Source organism: Streptomyces angustmyceticus, from assembly GCF_040701845.1.
GTDB lineage: Bacteria > Actinomycetota > Actinomycetes > Streptomycetales > Streptomycetaceae > Streptomyces > Streptomyces angustmyceticus_A.
On record NZ_JBFBHQ010000025.1, the window covers coordinates 58,766 to 81,775 of the forward strand.

The window sequence follows — 23,010 nt, forward strand, 5'->3', positions numbered from 1 at the left end:
CATGGTCGCGCCGTCACCGACCGTGTCCGGCCGTGCCGGGAGCACGGGCCCGTGGCGGCGGCGTGTCCGCGCGCCGCTAGTCCAGCAGCCGGTCGCCCCGTACGGCCCGGCCCTCGGCCGCCACGTGCTCGGGCAGGACCCGGCCGAAGAGCTGCCGGGTGCGGGCCACGCTCCCGATGACACCGGGGCGCTCGCTGTAGGCGAAGATCGCGGAGTGGCGCGCGAGCTCGCCGCGCACCGGGCTCACCCGGTGCAGTGAGTAGCGCCCCTTGAACAGTTGCAGGTCACCGGGGTGCAGGGACAGGCGCCGGGTCAGCGGCTCGCCCCGGCCGTCCAGGACGTCGCGGACGTCGTCGAAGTTCTCGTCCGCGGCGGACCGGATGTTCGGGCAGTACTCGAAGACCCCGCCGTCCTGGGCCCCGCGGGTCAGCAGGCTCACGGTGAACTCGTTGGTGTCGAAGTGCCAGGGGTGCTCCATGCCCGGCGCGACGACGTTGAGGACCAGTCCGGAGAGCGGATCCGCCAGCTCGTGGAGGTGCGGCAGCCCGAAGCAGCGGGCGATGAAGTCCTGGAAGGCGGGGTGGGAGTAGAGCCGGCTGATGACGGACCCGGCGGGGATGCGGTCCCGTGCGACGAACGCGTTGCCCCGCTGGAAGGTCCGCCGCCCGGGGTGCTCCTCGGGCAGGTCCGAGTCCACCGCGATGTTGTAGACGTTGACGGTCTCGACGTCGTAGTGCGCCTGGGGGGCGATGGCCGCGCACTCGTCCTCCAGCGTCTCGCGGAGCGACGGACGGATGAAGTCCGGCAGCACGGTGCAGCCGAGGGCCGAGAGTTCGCGCCGGGCGCGGGACATCACGGCCCGCCCTTCGGCACTGTCGAGCTGCGACAGGGGGTACCGGGCGGTGTCGACCACCTGGTCGAGCGTGATGGCTTGCACAGTGCTCATGCGACCCTCTCCACGTACGGGCAGACCGGCCCGAGCCGGATGCCCGCCACCGGCCCGCGGCCTCGCCCCGGCCGCCCCCACCAGGCGATCCGTGCGGTCCGCGTGCCGTCCGGCCCGCACCCTCGGCTCTTCGGCAACTCCATTGAGGAGTAGCACAGTTGAAGTTCCCACAGCCCCGCCGCGTTGTCTGTGATACGTCACACTGCGCCGACCCGGCGGGTGCACGCGGTGAGGGGCGCGGCGCCAAGGGACGCCCGGGGGCGTGCCGGGCGTCGCGCGCGTCGCCTGCGTCACGTTTTTTGCAACTTGTTGCATAAGGCTCTCCGGCTGGTCTACAACTGCTGTCACCACCACCGCGCCAGGAGGGCCCCATGACCCAGTACCCGCACCTGATGAGCCCGCTCGACCTCGGGTTCACGACCCTTCCCAACCGGGTGCTGATGGGGTCGATGCACATCGGCCTGGAGGAGGCGGAGAACGGCTTCGCGCGGATGGCCGCCTTCTACGCGGCCCGTGCGCGCGGCGGCGTCGGCCTGATGGTGACCGGCGGCATCGCGCCGAACGAGGCGGGACGGCCCTACGACGGCGGGGCCAAGCTCACCACCGAGGAGGAGGCCGCGCAGCACCGGACCGTGACCGAGGCGGTGCACGCCGCGGGCGGCAAGATCGCGATGCAGATCCTGCACTTCGGGCGGTACGCGTACCACGCCGATCTGGTCGCCCCCAGCGCGATCCAGGCGCCCATCAGCCCCTTCGTCCCGAACGCGCTCACCGACGACGAGGTCGAGCAGACCGTCGAGGACTATGTGCGGGCGGCGGAGCTGGCCAAGTCCGCGGGCTACGACGGCGTCGAGATCATGGGCTCCGAGGGCTACCTGATCAACGAGTTCATCGTCGGCGCCACCAACCAGCGCACGGACCGGTGGGGCGGCTCGTACGAGAACCGGGTGCGCTTCCCGCTGGAGATCGTCCGCCGGACCCGGGAGCGCGTCGGCACGGACTTCATCCTGATCTACCGGCTCTCGATGCTGGACCTCGTCCCGGGCGGTTCGACGCTGGAGGAGGTGGTGGCGCTCGCCAAGGAGATCGAGGCGGCCGGCGCCACGATCATCAACACCGGTATCGGCTGGCACGAGGCCCGCATCCCCACCATCGTGACGTCGGTGCCGCGCGGCGCCTACACCTGGGTGACCAAGCGGCTGATGGGTTCGGTCACCATCCCCCTGGTGACCAGCAACCGCATCAACACCCCCGAGGTGGCCGAGGAGCTGCTCGCCGACGGGCGCGCCGACATGGTGTCGCTGGCCCGGCCCTTCCTGGCCGACCCGGACTTCGTCAGCAAGGCGGAGGACGGCCGGTCCGACGAGATCAACACCTGCATCGGCTGCAACCAGGCCTGTCTCGACCACACCTTCAGCGGGAAGATCACGTCCTGCCTGGTCAACCCGCGGGCGTGCCACGAGACCGAGCTGGTCCTGTCCCCCACCCGGCGCCGCAAGCGGCTCGCGGTGGTCGGTGCCGGGCCCGCCGGACTGGCCTGCGCCGTGTCCGCCGCCGAGCGCGGCCATGAGGTCACGCTGTTCGACGCCGCGGACGAGATCGGCGGGCAGCTGAACCTCGCCAAGCGGGTGCCGGGCAAGGAGGAGTTCGAGGAGACGCTGCGCTACTTCCGTACGCAGCTCGCGCGGCAGGGCGTCGACGTCCGGCTGAACACCCCCGTGGCGGCCGGGGACCTCGGCGGGTACGACGAGGTGGTGGTGGCCACCGGTGTCACCCCGCGCACCCCGGAGATCGAGGGCGTCGACCACCCGAGCGTGGTCAGCTACCTCGATGTGCTGCGCGGCGGCGCGCCGGTCGGCGAGCGGGTGGCGATCCTCGGGGCGGGCGGCATCGGCTTCGATGTCGCGGAGTTCCTGACCGACGCCGGTGACGCGGCGAGCCAGGACCCGGAGACCTACTTCCGCTCCTGGGGCGTCGACACGGCCTACGGCGAGCGCGGCGGGCTGCGGGCACCCGAGCGTCCCAAGCCGCCGCGCCAGGTGCACCTGCTGCAGCGCAAGACGTCGAAGGTCGGCGCCGGCCTCGGCAAGACCACCGGCTGGATCCACCGTGCGGAACTGCGGCACCGCGGCGTGACGATGGTCGCCGGGGCGACGTACGACCGGATCGACGACGAGGGCCTGCACGTCACCGTCGACGGCGCGGCCGGCACGCTGCCCGTGGACACCGTCGTGCTGTGCACCGGGCAGGAGCCGCGCCGGGACCTGTACGAGGAGCTGCGGGCCGAGGGACGTGCCGTGCACCTGATCGGCGGTGCGGACGTCGCCGCCGAGCTGGACGCCAAGCGCGCCATCAAGCAGGGGACGGAGCTGGCGGCGGCCCTGTGACCTGCCGCCGGCTGCCTAGGATTGCCGTATGTCACTCCCGCACGCCATCCTCACCGCCCTGCTGGAGAAGCCGTCGTCGGGGCTGGCGCTGACCCGCAGGTTCGACCGGTCGATCGGCTACTTCTGGTCGGCCACCCACCAGCAGATCTATCGCGAGCTGGGAAAGCTGGAGCAGGCCGGGTTCATCCGGGCGCTGCCGAGCGCGCAGCCGTCCCGCGGGCAGAAGAAGGAGTTCGAGGTGCTGCCCGCGGGCCGGCGCGAGCTGACCCGCTGGGCCGGCGGCGAGCAGGACTCCAAGCCCATCCGGGACGCGCTGCTGCTGCGGCTGCGCGCGTCGGCGGTGGTGGGGCGGGCCGGGCTCGACGAGGAGCTGCGGCGGCATCTGACGCTGCACCGGCGGCAGTTGGCGGAGTACCAGGAGATCGAGGACCGCGATTTCGGGGCCGCGGCGGATCCGGAGGACCGGTTGCGGCGGCTGGTGCTGCGGGCCGGGATCGGGCTGGAGACGTTCTGGGTGGAGTGGCTGGCGGAGGCGCTGGCGGAGGTGACGGACCTGGACGCCGCCGCGGAGGACGGGCCGGCGGGTCCGGGCGACGGCCCGGCCGGGTGAGCCGGACCCGCACGGCAAGGGGCGGCCGGCCCCGGGAAGTCCCGGGGCCGGCCGCCCTGTTGGTGTGCCGGTCGCGTCAGCAGTGGTCGTAGAGGAGGGCGCGCACCATGCGGCAGGTGGTGTCGGACGGGGCGTGGACCCCGATCTCGGCCGCGGTGCTGCGGATCTTGCGGTTGTGGGCCTGCTCGGGGCGGTAGACGCCGGTGTCGAGCAGGGCTATGGCGAGCCGCATGGCCTTCAGGCGGCGGTTGTGCGATTCGTACCGTTCGCGCGGCCATCCGGCGGGCAGCGGCTTCCTGGGCAGCGGGTGGGCCGGAAGAGGCTTCGTCATGAGTGTGGCAGCGGCCATCGGCGACCTCCTGGAGCGTGGATGAACCCTCACTGACTGGTTCCCATTCTACTGCCGGGCACTGACAAAAGCCCCTGGCCAGAGGGGATTTGACGCCCCGGAGAGGGGACCTACGGACGGTCTTTCCCACGCCCCGTCGCGGCCGTCGCGGCCGTCGCGCGCAGCAGCGTCCGGTCCGGTTTGCCCACCGGGGTGAGGGGGATGGCGTCGAGGACGCGGACGGCGGCCGGGGCGTACAGGGCGCCCTTGTGCTCCGTGACGAAAGCACGGAGGCCGGCGGCGTCCACCGTCCGGCCCGGGGCGGGGACGACCGCGGCGTGCACCTCCTCCGTCTCGTCCGCCCCGCGCACCCCGTACACCGCGCAGTGGGCGACCGCCGGATGGGTGTGCAGCAGGTCCTCGACCTCCGCGGGGTGCACATGCCCGCCCACGACGATGATCACGTCCTTGATCCGGTCGACGAGGTAGAGCCGCCCCTCGTCGTCCAGCACCCCGACGTCGCCGGTGCGCAGCCAGCCGTCGGCGGCCAGCACCTGCGCGGTCTCCCCGGGCTGCTTCCAGTAGCCGTTCATCACCGCGGCGGAGCGGACGTGGACCTCGCCCCGCTCCCCCGCCGGCAGGTCCCGCCCGTCCGCGTCGCGCACGGCCAGCGTCACGCCGGGCAGCGCGCGGCCGGCGGTGATCCGTCCGCCGGGGCCGGTGCGGAGGTGGTCCTCCGGGCGGGCCTCGGTGATCGACATCGCCTCGGCCTGGCCGTACATCCCGAACAGGACCGGTCCGAAGACCTCGGCGGCCCGCGCCAGCCGTGCCGGGGAGGCCGCGCAGCCGCCGTAGGAGATGCGGGTGAGGGAGCCGAGGTCGGTGGTGGGCAGGGCGGGGTCGTCGAGGAGCCGGTAGAGGAGCGGGGGCAGCAGCCAGAGATGGGTGATGCGGTGGCGGGCGACGGCGGCGAGCACGGCGGCGGGGTCGAAGGCGCGGTGCAGCACGACGGTGCCGCCGGCCGCGAGCGTGGCGTCGGCCAGGATGCCCGCGAGGTGGGCGAGCGGGGTGCAGGCCAGGAAGCGGGGCGGATCGCCGGCGGCTGCCATGTGGTGGTGGAGCACCATCGCGGCATACGGGGCGTGCCGCATCCGGACGCCCTTGGGGATGCCGGTGGTGCCTCCGGTGTGCCGGATGCACCAGTCGTCCCCGGGGCGCGCGGCGCTCGGCACCTCGGGGGTGGCGGGCAGCGCGGCAGCGGCGGCGAGCAGGTCGGGGCCGAGACCGGCGGCGCCCTCGCCCAGCGTCATGACCGCGGGGCGCGGGCCCCGGATGTGCCGGAGCAGCTCGCGTGCGGTGGTGTGCAGGGCCGGGTCGGCCAGGAGCAGGGCGGTCTCCACGCTGCCGGCGATCCGGGCCAGGGTCTCGGCGGCCATGCCGTCGTAGAGGAAGACCACCCGGGCGCCGAGGAGGCTCGCGGCGTAGCGGGCGGCGAGCGCCTCGGGGCGGTTGCCGCTGAGGAGGCAGACGGTCCGGTCGCGGCCGATGCCCTGGCCGTCGAGGACCGCCGCCATGCGGTGGACGGTGGCGTGCAGGGCGCCTGCGGTGACCTCCTCGCCGCTCTCCCCCACGATCACCGCGGTGCGGGACGGGTCACGGGCGAGGGCGGCGAGGAGGGCGTCGGCGTAACTGGTGAAGCCGGTGGCGGGTGGCATGGCAGGTCCCTCGGTCCGGTGGCAGGGTGCGTGACGAAGCGGTCACGGCACCGACGCTACGGACGCCTACTGATGCTCTCCACGACCAAATGCGCCATGTGGTGATGACTCCTGAGGCATGAGCGGCGGAAGCGTCTCCTCCGCGGCCGCCAGGATCTCGGTGACCCGGAGGCCGAAGTGGAGGTCGCAGGCGTTGGGCAGACCGGTCTCCACGGCGGCCAGCAGGGCGTCGACCGCATGGCCGTAGGCCACTTCGGGACCGTCCTGGCGCCGGGGCAGGGAGGTGGTGCCCGCGGTGCCGCGGAGGGTGACCTCGACACCGGCCGCCGCGGCGGGCGCGGTCAGCCCGAGCGTCGCCGAACTGGCCGCCCCGCTGCTGTGCCGCAGCGTCAGCAGCACGGCATCGCCCGGGCCGCGGGTCGCGGTGACCGCTTCCGCATCGCCGAGCACCGGCAGCAGCACCGACAGCGCATGCGGGCCGACGTCCCACAGCCCGCCCTTCTCACGGCGCCAGGGCGAGTGGGCGTACGGACTGGAGCTGTCCTCGGCGAAGACCGAACCGAGCCAGTCCGCATGGGCGCTGAACCAGCCGCCGGCCGCGGCCTGGGCGGCGATCCACTCCCCCTCCTGCTCCCCGAAGCGCGCCGTGAAGAACACCACCGAGGCGACGCCCGCCCGGTCGGCGGCCGCGGCGAGCGCACGGGCCTCGGGCACGGCGGTGGCCACCGGCTTGTCCAGGAGGAGATGACAGCCGGCCGCCGCGGCACGAAGGGCCAACGCGGCCTGCACGGACGGCGGCAGCGCGATCGCGACGGCGTCGCACACCTCGAACAACTCGTCCGGGCTCTCGTACGGGCGGGTGTCGTGGACCTGGGCCAGCGCGGCGGCGGCCTCCGCCCTGCGCCCCCAGATGCCGGCGAACTCGACGCCGGGGTGGGCGGCGAGGGCGGGGGCGTGGACGCGCCGCGCCCAGGGTCCGGTGCCGAGGAGTCCGATGCGCGGGGTCGTCATGCGGCCAGTGTCTCGCGGAGGGCGGGCGGGGGCGTCGATTGGCCGTCCGGTGGCGTCGCGAGCCGAGGGGCGGCCTCGTCGCCCGCGCCCCGGACAGGGAGCCGCCGCCTGCCGGGGAGCCGCCCCGTCCCGGAGAGCCGTCCCCACCCCCCGTAATCGGTGTGCCCCGCCCGGCCGGCCGGTGTTACGTTGCACCGGCCGGCCGCGGGACTCCGGTGCGACTTCCGGACCTGCTCTGCAAAGCAACGATTCGCTGTTCGTGCCCCCATTCCCCGGCCGGCATCCGACGATCCGGGGGGAAGAGGGCGTGGACAGTTCCGCGGATCTGGTGGCGGCCGAGGACGTCCTGCTGTTCGTGAACGCCGCGATCACCTCCACCGGGCAGCGCGAGTTCCACTCCGGCGACTACGCCCAGCGGATGTCGCTGGACTTCCTGCACGACTACGTACGCGTCAACTACCGCCCGCTGTACGCCGCTTCGCTCGCGCTGGACATCAACGACCACAACGCGGCGCTGATCGTGCTCCGGCTCCTGGAGACGGCGCGCGAGGCGACGGCGCAGGAGCGGCGCACCGAGGGGCGGCTGATCGCGGCCCGGCTGGCGCGGCTGCCGGCGCCGCGCGTCTACCGCCTGATCCGTGCGCTGCGCGCCGCCCGGGTCAACAACCGCCGCACCCGCGCCCTCATCCGCGACTGGCTCGCCGCGCGCCCGGATCCCGCACTGGACGCGGTGAAGTACCGGTCCGGCCTCACCTGCGCGCTGCGCCATGCGCACCTGCCGCCGCCCGGCGGGCGCGGAGGCGACGGCGAGCTGGGCGACTTCCTGTTCGCGCCCGGCCGGCGCAAGCAGTACGCCACCCCGCTGCTGGACTCCTGGCGGCGGGCGCACTACCAGCAAAAGGCCCTGTACGAGCTGCCGTTCACCGTCGCCGAGGGGTTCGCCGCCGCGCACCGCATCGACCGCCGCGTCTTCCTGGAGCGCATCGCGCCGCAGATGACGCGGCTGGAGCGGCTGCGGGTCCAGGAGTCGGCGCGCGGCCGGGGCGCCGACGTGGCCGCCGACCTCTCCCGGATGCCGCTGACCCGGCTGGCCGGGTACGTCCTCGGGCTGCCGCTGGAGGACCGGATCGCCCGCCGCGGCGAGCTGACCGGCGCCCTGCGGGCCGCGGCGCGGCGCACGGCGGGCGCCCGGGCCGGGACCTGGGGCCGGGTGGCCGCCGTACTGGACGACAGCTTCTCCACCACCGGCTCGGGGCAGAAGCGCCGCCGGCCGCTGGTGACCGCGCTGGCCTGCCACTTCCTCCTGGAGGCGCTCGCCGGGTCGTACCGTCCGCTGTGGACGTCGGGGCGGCAGGACGCGCTGCTGGCCTATCCGTACGGGGCGACGCCGCTGGGCATGCGGGTGCTGGACGCGCTGGAGCCCGCGCCGGAGCGGCTGGTGATCGTCTCGGACGGCTTCGACAACGCGCCGCCCGGCCTGGCCGGGGAGGTGCTCCGGGTGTGGCGGACCCGGCTCGACCCGCAGCGCCGTACCTCCGTGGTGCACCTCAACCCGGTGTACGACGCGGAGGGCTTCGACGTCCGCAGGCTGACCCCTTCGGTGCCGACCGCGGGGGTCCGTGATGCCGAGGACCTGCCGGCGCTGGTGCAGCTCGCACGGTTCGCCGAGGGGCGCACGGGACCGGCCGAGCTGCGGTCCCATCTGGACGACAGCGTGCGGCGGTTCCTGGCCGCGCACGAGCCGGCGAAGGCGCCGGACGACGGGGAAGGGGGCACCGGGTGAGCCGGCTGGATCTGGACGGGCTCGGCGCCCGGCCGGCGCAGTGTTGGGGCGCGGTGCGGCTGGTGCCGCTGGTGCGCGCGGAGCCGATCTGCGATCTGCGGCTGCACCGCGAGCTCTACCGTGACGGGCCGGGGACGGTCCGGTCCGGCCGGCGCACGTCCTACACCTCGTACATTCCGCACGGCTACGTGGCGAACTGGACGAGCGACGGCACCCCGGCCGCCTCGTACGGCTCGCAGTTGAGCGCGGAGCGCGGGCCGGTGGTCTGCGCGCCGCTGCATTTCCCCCGCAAGCTCGTCCAGAAGCGCGGGTGGCGGTCCCGGCCGGTCGGCGGCACCTCGGGCGGGCTGCGGTTCCTGCCGCTCCACCTGGCGCTCGACGGCTATCTGTCGCTGCACTTCGGCGGGCCGCCGATCGTGTGGGAGGAGTGGACCCGGCGGGCGGTGCGCGACGGCCTCTCGCCGCGCGCGGAGCGGGCCTACCGGGGCGAGTCGGTGCCCGGCCTGGAGGACGCCCTGCGGGTGTTCGAGATCCATCCGGGGCAGTGCGGGGTGATGGTGTACGTCGCCGACGCCCTCGCCGCCGCCTTCGTGGTGCCGCACCCGGACGACTACCGGGCGCTGCACGCCTCGCTGCTGCAGGACCTGTACGGCGAGCTGATGTACCAGTACGGGCTCTACGGCGGGCCGGTACCGGAGTTCGGGGTCCGCATCGCCGCGGAGTACATCACCTCGCTCGCGGACCTGCGCGCTGCCGCCGCGCGGCGGCAGCGGGAGTGGGAGTCCCAGCACTCCGGCCTGATGGCGGCCGAGCTGCTCGACGAGTCCTACGACGTGCGGGAGGTGCACCGGATGGGAGGGTTCCGGCTGTCCCGCTTCCTGCCGCCGTTCGCGCTCCACCGCGTCCAGCACATCGGCGAGACGATCACCGATGCGAAGGGACGGGTCGCCTACCTCAAGTCGTTCCGGCTCACCGACAAGCAGGTACGGCGCGGCCATGTGCTGCACCGGCTGGCGACGCACGACTGGCACCCCGCACGCACCGCCGAGGCGATGGGGATCAGCGGTGCGGAACTGACGCGCCGGATGGGGCAGCTGGGGTTCGAGGGGCTGCTGAAGGCGCGTTCCTGAGGTCTGGGTCACATCGGAATGATGTGAAGACGGGCACATTGATGCATGGAATCCCAGGTTCTTGGGGTGGAAATCCTTAGGAACGGCGGGATGTCCGGCTCGGTAACCTGTGGTTCACAAACGGGCAACGGACGAGAAATGGCGCGTTGCGAGAGTGCCGCGGTACGCCCGCACCGTACCCGCACCGACCGTGAAGAGGACCACCCCGTGACCATCAAGGCCGAGTACATCTGGATCGACGGCACCCAGCCGACCGCCAAGCTCCGCTCCAAGACCCGGATCCTGTCCGACGGCAGCCGGCTTCCGCGGTGGGGCTTCGACGGTTCCAGCACCAACCAGGCCGAAGGCCACGCCTCGGACCTCGTGCTGGAGCCGGTGTTCAGCTGCCCGGACCCGATCCGCGGCGGCGACCACCTGCTGGTGCTGTGCGAGGTGCTCCACACCGACCTCACCCCGCACTCCTCCAACACCCGTGCGCTGCTGCGCCCGGTCGCCGAGCGGTTCGCCGACCAGGAAGCCATCTTCGGCATCGAGCAGGAGTACACCTTCCTCAAGGGCGACCGTCCGCTCGGCTTCCCCGAGGGCGGCGGCTACCCGGCACCGCAGGCCGACTACTACTGCGGCGTGGGCGCCGACGCGATCTTCGGCCGGGAGATCGTCGAGAAGCACCTCGACCTCTGCCTGGCGGCGGGCCTCGGCCTGTCCGGCATCAACGCCGAGGTCATGCCCGGCCAGTGGGAGTTCCAGGTGGGCGCCCTGCCCGCGCTGGAGGTCTCCGACCACATGTGGGTGGCGCGCTGGCTGCTGCACCGCGTGGCGGAGGAGTTCGGCGTCACCGCGTCGCTGGACGCCAAGCCGGCCAAGGGCGACTGGAACGGCGCGGGCGCGCACACCAACTTCTCCACCCGGGCGATGCGCGAGGGCTACGACGCGATCATCACCGCCTGCGAGGCGCTGGGCCAGGACGACAAGCCGCTGGAGCACGTGCGGCAGTACGGCACCGGCATCGAGGACCGGCTGACCGGCGCGCACGAGACCGCCCCCTGGGACGCGTACTCCTACGGCGCCTCCGACCGCGGCGCCTCGGTGCGCATCCCCTGGCAGGTCGAGGTCGAGAAGAAGGGCTACATCGAGGACCGGCGCCCCAACGCCAACGTCGACCCGTACGTGGTCACCCGGCTGATCGTGGACACCTGCTGCACGGAGCTGGCGCGGCGCGAGCAGATCTGACCGCCTCGCGATCACGCCGGAGGGGCCGGGCCGGTGCGGCCCGGCCCCTCCGGCTGCGCCCGGGGTCGCCGGGCGGGCCGTCCGGGGCCCGGTTGTCAGTGGCTGCTGGCACGCTGGGGGCATGCTTGAGATCAGCGTCAAGACCGCGTCCGGGCCGGACCGCGCCCGCCCGTCCGCGGGCGAACTCGCCGGGCTGCTGCGGCGGATCGGCGCCGACGACGATCATTTCGTGGTCGCCGAGCGGCTCCCGGAACAGGCCCAGGTGTTCCTGCAGGCCTGGCGGGACGGCGACGGGCCGTTCACGGTCGAGCACCGCGACGGCGGACCCGAGCGGCACTTCCGCGCGACGAGCGACGACGCCGCCCGGGTCGTGGAGGTCTTCCTGGACTGGGCGCGCGGCGGCCGGGACTGGCGTGCGGCGCTGGAGTGGCAGCGGGCGGATCTGTACGCGACGCCCGGCCTGGCCCCCGCGACCCGCGCGGCCGCCGAGGAGCAGGCGCGCACGGCCATCCGCACCGGCTTCCGGGACTTCCACGAGGTCGCGCAGGACGTCTGTGACGCCGCCGGCCCCGAGGACGCCCCGGTCTCGCTGGACGAGGCGCGGCGGATCGTCGGCGGCCTGTGGGAGGAGCGGCTCGCCGAACAGGCCGGCTGGCCCGAGGTGACCGACGCCGACCGGGTGGCGCAGGCCTTCGCCGCGCTGGACGCCCAGGGGCTCACCGCCCGGATGAACTTCAGCTGCTGCAGCACCTGCGCCGTGGGCGAGATAGCGGCCGAACGCGCCCCGGGCGACCGGGGCTTCGTCTTCTTCCACTGCCAGGACACCGAGTCGGCCGCGGAGGGCCACGGCCTGGCCGTGCGCTACGGCGCCTACGCGCAGAGCGGCGACGCCCCGGCGGAGGACCGGGCCGGCATCGGGCGGGCGGTGGTCGCGGCGTTCGCCGGGGCGGGCCTGCCGGCCCAGTGGGACGGCGACCCCGACCGGGTCATCGAGGTCGCCCCGCTGGACTGGCGCAAGCGACTGCCGCGGACGGGGGCCTGAGATGCCGGGCATGGTGCCCTGGGCCGCACCGCTGTACGTCGGCGCCGTACAACTCGGCGCGTACGCCGCCGCGCGGCTGCCCGGCCACCGGCGCACGGAGCTGCTGCGGACCCACTCCACCAACGTCGACAACCTGCGGGCCGGCCGGTGGCAGACGCTGGTCACCAGCGCGGCGTTCGTCGAGGAGCCGCTGCCCCTCGCGTACGGCGCCGGGCTGCTCGCCGCCCTCGGCGCGGCCGAGTGGCGCTGGGGCGCCCGGCGTACGGCCGCGGTGTTCGCGGCCGGTCATGTGGGGGCCAGTGTGCTGGTCTACGCGGCCCTGCGCGCACGGACGGCGGGGCGCACGCCCCCGGCCGGCGCCGGAGCGCCGCCCGCCCGCCCGGTGGCGGCCACGGGCGAGGGCGCACGGGACGCGGACGCACCGGGCCGGACCGCGCCGGGCGAGGGCACGCCGGGCGCGACCGGGCCGGACGCGACCGCGCGGGCCATCGACGTCGGGGCCAGCTACGGCTTCAACGCCACGGTCGGCGCGCTCGCCGCGACCGTCCCGCACCGCGGCGCGCGGACGGCGGCGACGGCCGGCCTGCTGGCGCTGGCGATACGCCCCGTACTGCGCCGCGGGCGGACGTTCACCGACGCCGGCCACCTGGTGGCGCTCGCACTCGGCGTGGCGATGGGGGCGGGCATGCGGGCCGGGGCGGGGAGACCGGCAGGAAGGGGACGAGGTGCGGGAACGGGAAGACGTGCAGGAACAGGGAGATGTGCCGCATAGCGGATTGCGGCCCCCCTCACCGCGGTGGGGCGTGCGCCAACTCCGCTACGGAAACGCGGAGTCGGGACGGGGCCGGCGCCAGGTCCGGCGCCTGTGCGGCCGGGGCGCGGCGGAATCACGTCACAGGGACCGCCACCCGAGGGACAGATCACCGACCGTCTGGTTCAATAGGGCCATGGCCAGCCTCACAGACACCGCGACGGGTCGCAGCGACCTGGAGCCCTTCTGGCCGTCCCGGCAGGCGCACGCCTTCGACCGTCTGTGTTGCCGCGCGCACTGAGCGCGGGCCCGCACACGCCTCACCGACGCCGCTGACCGGCGTTTCCTGCCCTGCCCGCGCGTACGACGTCCCCGACGCCCCTCTGCGCGAAAGAGCTGACTCCTCATGACGAACGTCCGTACCCTCACCGCCGGTTCCGCGACGACGCCGCTCCCTGCCCACCCCGCCCCGCGCCCTCCTCGCCACCGGCTGCGCGCCGTGGCGCCGGGCGAGGCCCGTCCCGCGCCCGTACCCGCCCCGGGTGGCGGCGCGTCACCCGACGGCGTCCCCTCGGTCGCCGAGCTGCTGGACGCCGGCGCCACCTGGCTGCCCGCCCCGCAGCACAGCCTGCCCGCACTGCCCGGCAGCCCGCCGATGGTCGGCTACCTCGTCCTCGTCCCGGCCGCCGAGGTCGCGACCGCGCCGCCGCCGGCCGCCGTGCCCCCGGTGAGCGCGCCGACCGGCGACGAGATCGTGCGGATCGACCCCGAGCACCGCACCGCGCAGGTCCAGGGCCGGCCGCTGGACCTGACGTACCTCGAATTCGAGCTGCTGGCGCATCTGGTGGCGAACCCGCACCGGGTGCACACCCGCGACCAGCTGGTGACCACGGTGTGGGGCTACGGGCACGTCGGCGACGGCCGGACCGTCGATGTCCATGTCGCCCGGCTGCGGCGCAAGCTGGGCGCCGCGCACCGGTCGTCGATCGTGACGGTGCGGCGGGTCGGCTACAAGTACGTGCCGAGCGTCTGAGGGCCGGGCGTCTCACGGCGGGCTCAGGCGCCCTCCCGGCGAGGGCGCGGCCGGGCGGGCAGGCGCTCCCCCGCCCGGCCGGACGGCACCGCCGGCCCGCGGCCCGCAGCGCTTCGGCGCGTCCTGCGCACCGCCCCGCCTCCCGTCCTGCGGGGCGGTCCGGCGGTGCAGCGCGCCCACGCAGCCGGCCACCACCAGCCCGGTGCCGGAGACCAGCAGCAGGCCCTCGGCCGGGGAGTCGGTGAGCGCCGGGCCGCCCACGCCGCCGAGCGCCGCGCTGCCCACGGCCCAGACGCCGGCGCCCACCGCGTCCAGCGCGACGAAGCGGCGCAGCGGGAAGCGGACGCTCCCGGTGGACAGCGCGGCCACCATCCGGCCGCCGGGCAGGAAACGGCCGGCGACGATGAGCAGGGCGGCATGCCGTTCGACCCGCGCCCGGGCCCTGGAGTGCCGGGCCCGGCCGCGCTCGCCCCGCACCAGCCGGTCCACCGCACGCGGGCCCGCGTACCGTCCCACGGCATGGCCGAGGCAGTCACCGGCCAGCGCCCCGGCCGCCGCCACCCCCGCCAGCAGGGCGAGCAGCGGCAGGTCGGGACCGATGAGCACGGCGACCAGGACGACGGTGGTCTCGCTCGGCATGAAGGGCAGCAGCGCGTCCAGGCCCGACACCAGCAGGACGATCAGCCACAGCCAGGGCGAGCCCAGCATGCCCCGCAACGGCTCGGTGAGCTGGTCGAGTTGCTCAAACATGGGCCGGGGCGGGGGGCGCGGGAGCGTCCGGCGCGGTGCCGGAGGCCGGTACGGGAGAGCCGGGTGCCGGGGAGTCCGCTACGGCCGCGGCGGGCCGGGGCGCGGCCCGCGCGGGGGTCCCCGCCCGCCGTACCACGGCCGCCGCCCCGGGGCGTTCGACCGACCCGGCTTCCGGCCGGCCGCCGAGCACCGCGCGCGCCGCGCGCCGCGCCAGCTCCCGCCGGTCGGGGCAGCCGTCCGCGGTCGTCAGCAGCGGATGGGCCGTGACGCGTACGGTCAGCGCGCGGGCGGCGAGCACCCTGCGCAGCGAGGCGGCGAAGGTGTCCTCGCCGCAGAAGGCCGCCACCGTGCTGGGCGTGCCCTGCTGGGTGTAGTCGAGGGTCACCGGGCGGACCGGTGCCCCCGCGTCGAGGGCGGCTTGGAAGGTGGCCCGGCGGAAGCCGCCGCGGTCGGCGGTGCACCAGGTGGTGGCCTGCGGGAAGACCGCCACCGACCGTCCGGAGCCGAGGAGTTCGGACACCTCCTGGACGGTGTGCCGCAGCCGGCGGGGGCTCGTACGGTCGATGAAGTGGGTGCCGGCCCGGCGGGCCAGGCCCCCGACGACCGGCCAGGCCCCGACCTCGCGCTTGGCGAGCAGGGTGACCGGTTCGACGGCGAGCAGGGCGAGGATGTCGAGCCAGGAGATGTGGTTGACGACGACGAGGGTGCCGGGGCCGTCCCCCGCGGTGAGGGCGGCCGGACCCTCGACGCGGACCCCGAGCGCGTCGAGCAGCGAAGCGGCGTGGGCCCGCAGCCGTACCGGATCGGCCATCCGCTCGCCGTCCGTCAGCGCCCGCCGTACGGACCGGGCGAAGGCCGCGCCGCGCCGGGCGACGCGGGGCGCCGTCACGCGGGGCAGGGCGTGCGCGGCGCAGTCCGGGGTGCAGTCGGACCACACGTCCCAGGGGCCGTTCACCGCTCCCCCAGGAAGTAGCGCCGGTAGCGGTCGTCGAGCCGTTCCATGTCCAGGACGACGAAGAAGTCGGCGACGTCGAACTCCGGGTCGTGGGCGGGCGCGCCGCAGATCACCGCGCCGATGCGCAGGTAGCCGCGCAGGAGCGGCGGCAGCGGGGCGAGGCCGGGGCGTTCGGGGACGGGGACCGTGGCGTGCCAGGGGTGGTGCGGGGTGACCTGCAGCTCGGGCGGGGCGGCGTAGCGGGTGCGGCCCAGGCCCCAGGCGTGGGCGGCGGCGGTGCCGCCGTCGGCGAGCGGCACGGAGGCGCAGCCCGCGAGGTAGCGGTGGCCGGAGAGCAGGGTGTAGCGGGCGAGCGCGGCCCACATCCGGGTCATCACGGCGCCGCTGCGGTGGGCGGGGTGGACGCAGGAGCGGCCGGCCTCGATGAGGGAGGGGCGCAGGTCCGCCAGCGCGCCGAGGTCGAACTCGCCGTCGGAGTAGAGGCGCGGGCTGCGGCCGGGCGGCAGCAGCCGGTAGGTGCCGACGATGTCGCCGGTGGCGGTGTGGGTGACGACGAGGTGGTCGGCGAGGTCGTCGACGGCGTCGATGTCGTGGCCGGGCAGCGGGGAGTGCAGGGTCGCGCCCATCTCGCCGGCGAAGACCTGGTGGCGCAGCCGCTGTGCGGCGCGGATCTGGGCGCGGGTGCCGGCGATCTCCGCGGTGTAGCCGGGGTCGGCGGGGGCGGCCGTGGGAGCGGGCGCGGCCGCGGGAGTGGCGGCGGGAGCGGGTGCGCGGACGGGAGCGGTGCGGGGAACGGCGGCGGACGCGGTCGATGCCATGCTCATGAGAGCCCTCCGTGGGGAGTGGGGAGGCGGTGCGGGTCGACGGGCGGTGAGACGACGGGCCGGCGGGCCGGGCGGAGCAGCCGGTGCCCTGCTCGGCGGGGTGCCGGACACGCCCCTGGGGTGCGGCGCGGCCCTCTGGCACAGCCCGATGACCTGGCCCTTCTCTACGCTGCTGACTGTTCCCGGGCCCGCCGGCCGGGCGCGTGAAGCCCAGGGAGCGAACGGATGAGGGTCCGCGGAACACTGGTCGCCGCGCCCCGGGGCCCGGACTCCCCCGGCCGGGGCGAGTGGGCCGGCCGCCCGCCCGTGCCGGCCTGGGGCCCCCGGGTGCGGGCCCGTTGCCTACTTGGACGGCGGCCGGCCGGCCGTTAGCGTGCCCCCGCACGGGACTGTGGATGACACCGAGCCCTGGGGGGCACACGTGAGCCGACCGTCACGACGCGCACTGCTGGGAACTGCCGGAGCGATCGGTGCCGGGGCGGCGCTCGGCGGGGCCGCCCCCGCCGACGGCGCCGCGGCCGCCGGGACGTCCGCCCGCCGCCCGGCGCGGGCACCGGCCCACGACACCGCACCGGCGCGGGCCGCGCTGACCCGGCTGCTGCCCCGGCACGCCGACCAGTTCCACCTGGTGCCGCTCGCCCCGGACGGCGGCGCCGACCGCTTCCGGGTGGACGGCCGGGCGGGCCGGATCACGGTCTCCGGGACCACTCCCGCCGTCCTGCTGACCGGCGTCCACTGGTACCTCAAGTACACCTGCCGGGCGCATCTGTCCTGGGCCGGCGACCAGGCGGAGCTGCCCGGCCGGCTGCCCGCCCCGGCGTCGCCCGTCGAGCGGTCCACCGCGCTGCGCCACCGCTTCGCCCTCAACGACACCCACGACGGCTACACCGCCCCGTACGCCGACTGGCCGCACTGGGAGCGGCTGCTCGACGTGCTGGCGCTGCACGGGGTGAACGAGGTGCTGGTCACCCCGGGCGCCGAGGCCGTCTACCACCGGCTGCTCACCGACTCCGGCTACTCCGACGCCGAGGCCCGCGCCTGGCTCCCGGCGCCGTCGCACCAGCCCTGGTGGCTGCTGCAGAACATGAGCGGCTACGGCGGCCCGCTCAGCCGCGGACTGATCGACAAGCGCGCCGAGCTGGGCCGCAGGATCACCGACCGGCTGCGCGAACTCGGCATGCATCCCGTCCTGCCGGGCTACTTCGGCACCGTCCCGGACGGTTTCGCGGCCCGCAACCCCGGGGCCCGCACCGTGCCGCAGGGCACCTGGTCGGGCCTCAAGCGCCCCGACTGGCTCGATCCGCGCACCGACGCCTTCGCCGCGGCCGCCGCCTCCTTCTACCGCCATCAGCACCAACTCCTCGGCCCCGCCGACCACTTCAAGATGGATCTGCTGCACGAGGGCGGCGACCCCGGGGACGTGCCCGTGCCGGAGGCCGCGCGCGCCGTCGAGAAGGCGCTGCGCACCGCCCGCCCCGGTGCCACCTGGGTGATCCTGGGCTGGCAGGGCAATCCCCGGCGCGACCTGCTGGACGCCGTCGACCACGACCGGATGCTGATCGTGGACGGCCTCAGCGACCTGGACACGGTCACCGACCGGGAGCGGGACTGGGGCGGGGTGCCGTACGCCTTCGGCTCGATCCCCAACTTCGGCGGCCGCACCACCCTCGGCGCCAAGACCCACATCTGGGCCGAGCGCTTCACCGCCTGGCGCGACAAGCCGGGCAGCAGGCTCGCCGGGACCGCGTACATGCCGGAGGCCGCCGAACGCGACCCGGCCGCGTTCGAGCTGTTCAGCGAACTGGCCTGGCGGGAGCGCCCGGTGGACCGCGCCGCCTGGTTCGACGGCTATGCCGACCTGCGCTACGGCGCCCGCGACGAGGCGGCCCGCGCCGCGTACGCCGCGCTGCGCACCAGCGCCTACGCGATCTCCAGCACGGACGGCCGGCCCCACGACTCGGTCTTCGCCGCCCGCCCGTCGCTGGCCGCCCGCTCCGGCACGGTCTACGCCACCCACACCCCGGCCTTCGACCCGGCGGCGTTCGACACCGCCTTCGCCGCGCTGCTGCGGGTCCGTCCCGCGCTGCGCGCCGGCGACGCCTACCGCCACGACCTGACGGACGCCGCCCGGCAGGCCCTCGCCAACCGGTCCTGGCAGCTGATCGGGCAGCTCCAGGAGGCCTACCGGCGCAAGGACCGGGCGGCGTTCGGTGCGCTGGCGGACCTGTGGCTGCGGCTGATGCGGCTTTGCGACGAGGTCACCGGCGCGCACCGGCGCTTCCTCCTCGGCCCGTGGCTGGCCCAGGCCAGGGCCATGGCGGGCGACGCCGAGGAGGAAGCGCGACTGGAACACAGTGCCCGTGCGCTGATCACCACCTGGGCGGACCGGGCCACCGCCGACGGCGGCTCCCTCGCCAACTACGCCAACCGCGACTGGCACGGCCTGATCGGCGAGGTCCATCTCCCGCAGTGGCAGGCGTACTTGGACGAACTCGCCGACGCGCTGGCCGCCGGCCGGCCGCCGAAGACCTTCGACTGGTACGCGCTGGAAGAGCCCTGGACCCGTGCGCGCACCGGCCATCCGCTGCGCCCGACGACCGATGCGTACCGCACCGCGCGGCGGGTCCACGACACCCTCGCCACGGCCCCCTACCAGGGCACCGTCACGGTCACCGCCGATCCGCCCGCGCTGCCGCCGGGCGGCCGGGCCACCGTCACCGCGGCGCTGCGCAACGTCAACGGGCTGCGGGCGATGGGCCGGGTGGACTTCGCGCTGACCGGCGTCGACGCCACCGCGTCGGGCCCGGTGTCGCTGCCGTCGCTCCCGCCCGGCGGCACCGGCCGGGCCCGCTGGCAGGTCGCCGCCCCCGCCGGCCGGCTCACCGCCCCCCTGCACCCGCTCCCCTACGACCTCGCCGTCGACTACGGCCCGCGGGGCGAGCCGCGGGTCCGCGCGGCGCGGCACGGCACCCTGTTCGTGGCGGGGCCGCTGGACGAGGGGCTGCGGACCGTCACCACCAATGCGGCGGTTTTCGGCCAGTTGGACGACCGGCTGGCCGTGAACGGCGGCGGCGCCGACCTGTGGAAGGCCACCGCCGAGTTCGGCGCGGTCTACCGGCCGGGGGCGCTCGCCGCGGGCGGCTCGGCCACCGTCGAGGTGACCTCCCAGGACCCGACCGGCCCCTGGGCCCGGGCCGGGCTCGTCGTCCGCAACCGCCTCGCCGCGCCCCCGGACCCGGGCGCACCGGACGCCCTCGGCTTCCTCAACCTCTCGGTGACCCCCGGCAACGGCGTCGTGCTGTCCTACGACGCGAGCGGCGACGGCACCCTGGACACCTACCGCCGGATCACCGGCGTCACCGCGCCCGTCCTGCTCCGCCTGACCCGCGGGAAGGACACCGCGGCCGGGGGGACGTACACCGGCTCCTGCTCCACCGACGACGGCGCGACCTGGCGCGAGATCGCCACCGCCACCGTCCCCGGCGCCGCCGCCCGGCAGGACACCGGCCTGCACCAGTGCGCCGCCAACTCCGCGACGGGGGACCGCGGAACGGCGGAATTCCGCCGGTGGAAGCTCGCCTGAGCGCCGCGTACGCTGACCGGGAACGCACCACGAGCGAGGGGATCACGGTATGAGTGCCGCAGCTGAGAAGGAGTGGCTCTACGCCCTCGACATCTCCGACGCCACCTGGCAGCGCGCCCCGAGCGACGCCGAGGAGGCCGTGGAGATCGCCTTCCTGGAGCGGGGCGCGGTGGCCATGCGCAACTCCACGGACCCCGATGTGGTACTGCGCTACACCGAGGCCGAGTGGCGGGCCTTCGTCCTCGGCGCCCGGGACGGCGAGTTCGACCTGGAGCGCTGAAGCCGGCCGGTCCGGCAGTCCTGGAGCGGCCACCGCGGTCGGCGCACCGCGGTGGCCGCGGCCGTGTGCGGGTCACCCGTCGGGGCCCCGGGCGGGGCCGGTGACCATCACAGGAATCACTCGTTTCACCGAACGTGAAGCAGCAGCAAGCGACACCCCCGCGTCCGGACCGCGCCCCCGCCGGCAGCCTCGAGGACATCGGCGACGTCATCGACGTCGAGCAGGCCGAGGCGGCGCTGGTCGAGCACTACCCCCGGCTGGTCCGGCTGGCCTACCTCGCCCTGCCGCCGGGCCAGAGCCGCGGCCGGCGGGTGCTGGCCGCCCATGCCGTCGTGCAGCGGACCCTGCCGCGCCAGCGCAGCTCCACCCGCGGTCTGGGGCTGCCCGCCCAGCGCGCCGGCACGGACGCGGCGATCGACCCCGGCTACGCCTTCGTCCGGCTGCGGGTCCTGCGGGCCTCCCTGGCCGCCGCCCGCTCGCGCCGCTGGCTGCCGGTGCCGCCGCCCCCGCTCCCCCAGGTCTGGGGCCTGCGGCTCTTCCCGCGCTCCGGCGGGGCCGATGAACTCGCCCTGGACCAGGCGCTGTCGGCGCTGTCCGGGCCGGGGCGGGCGGCGTTCGTGCTGCGCGATCTGGAGCGGCTGAGCGCGCCCGAGACCCGCCGGGTGCTGGAGGCCGCCGGGGTGGCGCACCCCCGTGCGGCGCTGGACGAGGCGGAGCGGGCCGCGACGCCGGCCGGGAGCCGGGACCGGTCGCTGCTGGAGTCGCCCGAGTTCGACCCGTGCGCGCTGCAGGCCAGGCCGACGGATCTGATCCGGCGGCGGCAGCACGGCCGGGCGGTGCTGACGGCCGGTGCGGCGGTGCTGGTGTGCGGGGCGCTGCTGGGGCTGCCGGGCGACGGCTGGGGCCCGGACGGCGCCGCCGCCCCGCCGTACGCACGCAACGCGGCGGCCGAAGCGGCCCTGGACCCCGGAAAGCTCACGGTGACCTCCGCGACCGCCTGGAAGAACGCCGCCCGCCAGGACTTCTCGGCCTGGCCCGCCCGCGGCGACCGGATCCACGACAAGGCGCTGCTGCGGCGGGCGCTGGCCGTGTGGGCCAGGCCCGGCGCCGGGGTGCCGGTCTCGGCGACGCCCGGCACCCCGACCGGACCGGCGTCGGGCCCGGCCCAACTGCTGTTCGCGGGCGTGGTGGACCACGTCGTGGTGGTGCTCTTCCACGACGGGCTGCGGGTGGTGCGCTACGCGGAGGCCGCCGACGGCGAGGGGCAGAGCGACGGCACGGGCGCGGCGGTGGACTTCGCACGGACCGACGGCGCGGCGGCGGCGTCGGCGAGCGCGCTGGTCGTGAGCCGAACGCAGGGCAACGTCCGGTATCTGACCGCCCCGTGGGTGAAGTCGGCGCGGCTGGTCGATCTGGTGAAGCCGGACGCGGCGGGCAGCCGGGTGCGGATCGGGGCGGGCGGCATGACCGATCCGGTGCCCACCCCGCGGCCCGCGCGGACGTGCTCCGCCTGGCCCGCGCTGCGGATGGGCGGCCGGCTGCTCACCGATCTCGGTGAGCTGACCCCGGCCCGGCTGACGTACGGCACCCCCCGCAGGCCGGGCGAGGCGACCGGGCCGCGGGCCAGGACGGCCTGGGCGCGCACGGCCTGCCAGCTGGCCGCGGTGCGCGGCCAGGGCGTCCGCACGGTGAACTCCTGGGAGTTCGCCCGCCAGCCGCTGCCCGGGGGTGCGGGCACCGCGGCCTGGCTGTGCACCCGCGCCGAGACCTGGCGCGGGCCGGGCAGCCGGACGATGGCCCAGATCCAGACCCCGGCGCCGGGCGGTCGGCCCTACGCGGCGGGCTCCGTGACGGCGCGCGCCGAGGGCGGTACGGCCTGCGGGCCCCGGTCGCCGCGGGCCCTGGCCGGGGTGCTGTGGAAGTCCTCCTCCGGGCAGTGGTGGCTGCTGGCGGCGGGCAGCCGTCAGGTCGCCTCGATCACCACCACCGGCGGCGTGCACGGCCGGGCCGCCGGACGCCTGCTGACCCTCCCGGCGAAGTCGGGCGACCGCGCGGAGCTCACGGGGCGGCTGGCGAACGGCAAGGGGATCGGGGCGGTGGGCTAGAGCGCCTCGTCGCGCTCCGCCCGTACGGCGCCCGCGGGGCCCGCGGGCCGGGCCGCCTGCCGCTCATCGGCGGCCGCCAGCCAGAAGTACACGGGAGGCAGGGCGAGTTCGAGGACCGCGAGGACGGTCTGGAAGCCCTGGGGCGGGCCGTGGACGGCCATCGACAGGAGCCGGCCGACGCCGCCGAGCAGGAAGATGCCGGCGAGCAGGCGCACCGCGGCGGACGGGATCGGCGACCGCCGCGCCGCCCAGAGCCAGGCGAGGCCGTAGCCGAGGAAGACCGCCCCGTAGAACCGCTCCCGGCTGTCGACGGTCGCGCCGGCCGCGCCCTCGCCCGGTACCGATCCGATGCCGAGCGCGAAGTGGAAGGCCCCGATCGCCACGCAGGCGGCCCCCATTGCCAGCACCAGCCACTTGAGAACTCCGGCCATCATCCGGCCACCTCTCTCCGCCTGAGGATGACTGTCTCACACGGAGTTCGACCCGGCCCGCCCCCTGCACACGCGGCTGTCCGCCGGACTCGACGCCCGTCTCGACTGCTTCGTCC

Annotated in this window: 19 protein-coding genes; 11 read left to right on the forward strand and 8 right to left on the reverse strand. The window is 75.5% G+C overall.

Annotated elements, in window-relative coordinates; translation table 11 throughout:
* Nucleotides 1-76: 76 nt before the first annotated feature.
* Complete coding sequence (locus AB0411_RS31505) at nucleotides 77-946, reverse strand: HalD/BesD family halogenase (RefSeq protein ID WP_366420676.1); 870 nt, start codon at nucleotides 944-946, stop codon at nucleotides 77-79.
* Nucleotides 947-1,317: 371 nt separating this feature from the next.
* Between AB0411_RS31505 and AB0411_RS31510 the strand changes: the two genes are divergently transcribed.
* On the forward strand, nucleotides 1,318-3,333 hold the full coding sequence (locus AB0411_RS31510) for an NADPH-dependent 2,4-dienoyl-CoA reductase (protein WP_366420677.1): 2,016 nt from the start codon (nucleotides 1,318-1,320) through the stop codon (nucleotides 3,331-3,333).
* 28 nt (nucleotides 3,334-3,361) lie between these two features.
* Nucleotides 3,362-3,943 (forward strand): PadR family transcriptional regulator, encoded by a 582-nt coding sequence (locus AB0411_RS31515; protein ID WP_366420678.1) that lies wholly within the window; start codon nucleotides 3,362-3,364, stop codon nucleotides 3,941-3,943.
* Between the two features lie 76 nt (nucleotides 3,944-4,019).
* Here the strand turns inward: AB0411_RS31515 and AB0411_RS31520 are convergent, their stop codons facing one another.
* The 3 genes from AB0411_RS31520 to AB0411_RS31530 all read right to left on the reverse strand — a co-directional run bounded on the left by AB0411_RS31520 (nucleotide 4,020) and on the right by AB0411_RS31530 (nucleotide 6,997).
* On the reverse strand, nucleotides 4,020-4,292 hold the full coding sequence (locus AB0411_RS31520) for a hypothetical protein (RefSeq protein WP_366420679.1): 273 nt from the start codon (nucleotides 4,290-4,292) through the stop codon (nucleotides 4,020-4,022).
* 110 nt (nucleotides 4,293-4,402) lie between these two features.
* On the reverse strand, nucleotides 4,403-5,986 hold the full coding sequence (locus AB0411_RS31525; protein WP_366420680.1) for an AMP-binding protein: 1,584 nt from the start codon (nucleotides 5,984-5,986) through the stop codon (nucleotides 4,403-4,405).
* Between the two features lie 66 nt (nucleotides 5,987-6,052).
* Nucleotides 6,053-6,997 carry a Gfo/Idh/MocA family protein gene (locus AB0411_RS31530; protein ID WP_366420681.1) on the reverse strand — a complete coding sequence of 315 codons (945 nt, stop codon included), beginning with the start codon at nucleotides 6,995-6,997 and terminating at the stop codon, nucleotides 6,053-6,055.
* Between the two features lie 307 nt (nucleotides 6,998-7,304).
* Here AB0411_RS31530 and AB0411_RS31535 point away from each other — a divergent pair, with 307 nt between their 5' ends.
* The 6 genes from AB0411_RS31535 (at nucleotide 7,305) to AB0411_RS31560 (ending at nucleotide 13,966) form a co-directional block, all read left to right on the forward strand.
* Nucleotides 7,305-8,780, forward strand: a complete 1,476-nt coding sequence (locus AB0411_RS31535; protein WP_366420682.1) for a hypothetical protein — start codon at nucleotides 7,305-7,307, stop codon at nucleotides 8,778-8,780.
* The gene (locus AB0411_RS31540; protein ID WP_366420683.1) at nucleotides 8,777-9,910 is read left to right on the forward strand and encodes an ARPP-2 domain-containing protein; all 1,134 of its coding nucleotides are present in this window, start codon (nucleotides 8,777-8,779) and stop codon (nucleotides 9,908-9,910) included. The genes AB0411_RS31535 and AB0411_RS31540 overlap by 4 nt, the downstream gene beginning before the upstream one ends.
* A 207-nt stretch (nucleotides 9,911-10,117) precedes the next feature.
* Nucleotides 10,118-11,140 (forward strand): glutamine synthetase, encoded by a 1,023-nt coding sequence (gene glnII, locus AB0411_RS31545; protein ID WP_366420684.1) that lies wholly within the window; start codon nucleotides 10,118-10,120, stop codon nucleotides 11,138-11,140.
* 121 nt (nucleotides 11,141-11,261) lie between these two features.
* The gene (locus tag AB0411_RS31550; protein WP_366420685.1) at nucleotides 11,262-12,182 is read left to right on the forward strand and encodes a DUF6891 domain-containing protein; all 921 of its coding nucleotides are present in this window, start codon (nucleotides 11,262-11,264) and stop codon (nucleotides 12,180-12,182) included.
* Nucleotides 12,183-12,192: 10 nt separating this feature from the next.
* Nucleotides 12,193-12,954, forward strand: a complete 762-nt coding sequence (locus AB0411_RS31555) for a rhomboid-like protein (RefSeq protein ID WP_366420686.1) — start codon at nucleotides 12,193-12,195, stop codon at nucleotides 12,952-12,954.
* 385 nt (nucleotides 12,955-13,339) lie between these two features.
* A complete protein-coding gene (locus AB0411_RS31560; protein ID WP_366420687.1) occupies nucleotides 13,340-13,966 on the forward strand; it encodes a winged helix-turn-helix domain-containing protein in 627 nt (208 codons plus the stop codon).
* A 12-nt stretch (nucleotides 13,967-13,978) separates the two neighbouring features.
* Here AB0411_RS31560 and AB0411_RS31565 read toward each other — a convergent pair whose 3' ends face one another.
* The 3 genes from AB0411_RS31565 to AB0411_RS31575 are packed head-to-tail and all read right to left on the reverse strand — an operon-like array spanning nucleotide 13,979 to nucleotide 16,495.
* Nucleotides 13,979-14,716 carry a DedA family protein gene (locus AB0411_RS31565; RefSeq protein WP_366420688.1) on the reverse strand — a complete coding sequence of 246 codons (738 nt, stop codon included), beginning with the start codon at nucleotides 14,714-14,716 and terminating at the stop codon, nucleotides 13,979-13,981.
* Nucleotides 14,709-15,671, reverse strand: a complete 963-nt coding sequence (locus tag AB0411_RS31570) for a lysophospholipid acyltransferase family protein (RefSeq protein WP_366420689.1) — start codon at nucleotides 15,669-15,671, stop codon at nucleotides 14,709-14,711. Before AB0411_RS31570 ends, AB0411_RS31565 begins: the two co-directional genes overlap by 8 nt.
* On the reverse strand, nucleotides 15,668-16,495 hold the full coding sequence (locus tag AB0411_RS31575) for a GNAT family N-acetyltransferase (RefSeq protein WP_366420690.1): 828 nt from the start codon (nucleotides 16,493-16,495) through the stop codon (nucleotides 15,668-15,670). Before AB0411_RS31575 ends, AB0411_RS31570 begins: the two co-directional genes overlap by 4 nt.
* A gap of 421 nt (nucleotides 16,496-16,916) precedes the next feature.
* Here AB0411_RS31575 and AB0411_RS31580 point away from each other — a divergent pair, with 421 nt between their 5' ends.
* The 3 genes from AB0411_RS31580 to AB0411_RS31590 all read left to right on the forward strand — a co-directional run bounded on the left by AB0411_RS31580 (nucleotide 16,917) and on the right by AB0411_RS31590 (nucleotide 22,463).
* Complete coding sequence (locus tag AB0411_RS31580; protein ID WP_366420691.1) at nucleotides 16,917-20,078, forward strand: alpha-N-acetylglucosaminidase; 3,162 nt, start codon at nucleotides 16,917-16,919, stop codon at nucleotides 20,076-20,078.
* 49 nt (nucleotides 20,079-20,127) lie between these two features.
* Complete coding sequence (locus AB0411_RS31585; RefSeq protein ID WP_366420692.1) at nucleotides 20,128-20,358, forward strand: DUF397 domain-containing protein; 231 nt, start codon at nucleotides 20,128-20,130, stop codon at nucleotides 20,356-20,358.
* Between the two features lie 134 nt (nucleotides 20,359-20,492).
* Nucleotides 20,493-22,463, forward strand: a complete 1,971-nt coding sequence (locus tag AB0411_RS31590) for a hypothetical protein (protein ID WP_366420693.1) — start codon at nucleotides 20,493-20,495, stop codon at nucleotides 22,461-22,463.
* Here AB0411_RS31590 and AB0411_RS31595 read toward each other — a convergent pair.
* The gene (locus AB0411_RS31595) at nucleotides 22,460-22,894 is read right to left on the reverse strand and encodes a DUF4345 domain-containing protein (protein ID WP_366420694.1); all 435 of its coding nucleotides are present in this window, start codon (nucleotides 22,892-22,894) and stop codon (nucleotides 22,460-22,462) included. The two genes, AB0411_RS31590 and AB0411_RS31595, sit on opposite strands and share 4 nt — an antisense overlap.
* Between the last annotated feature and the right edge of the window lie 116 nt (nucleotides 22,895-23,010).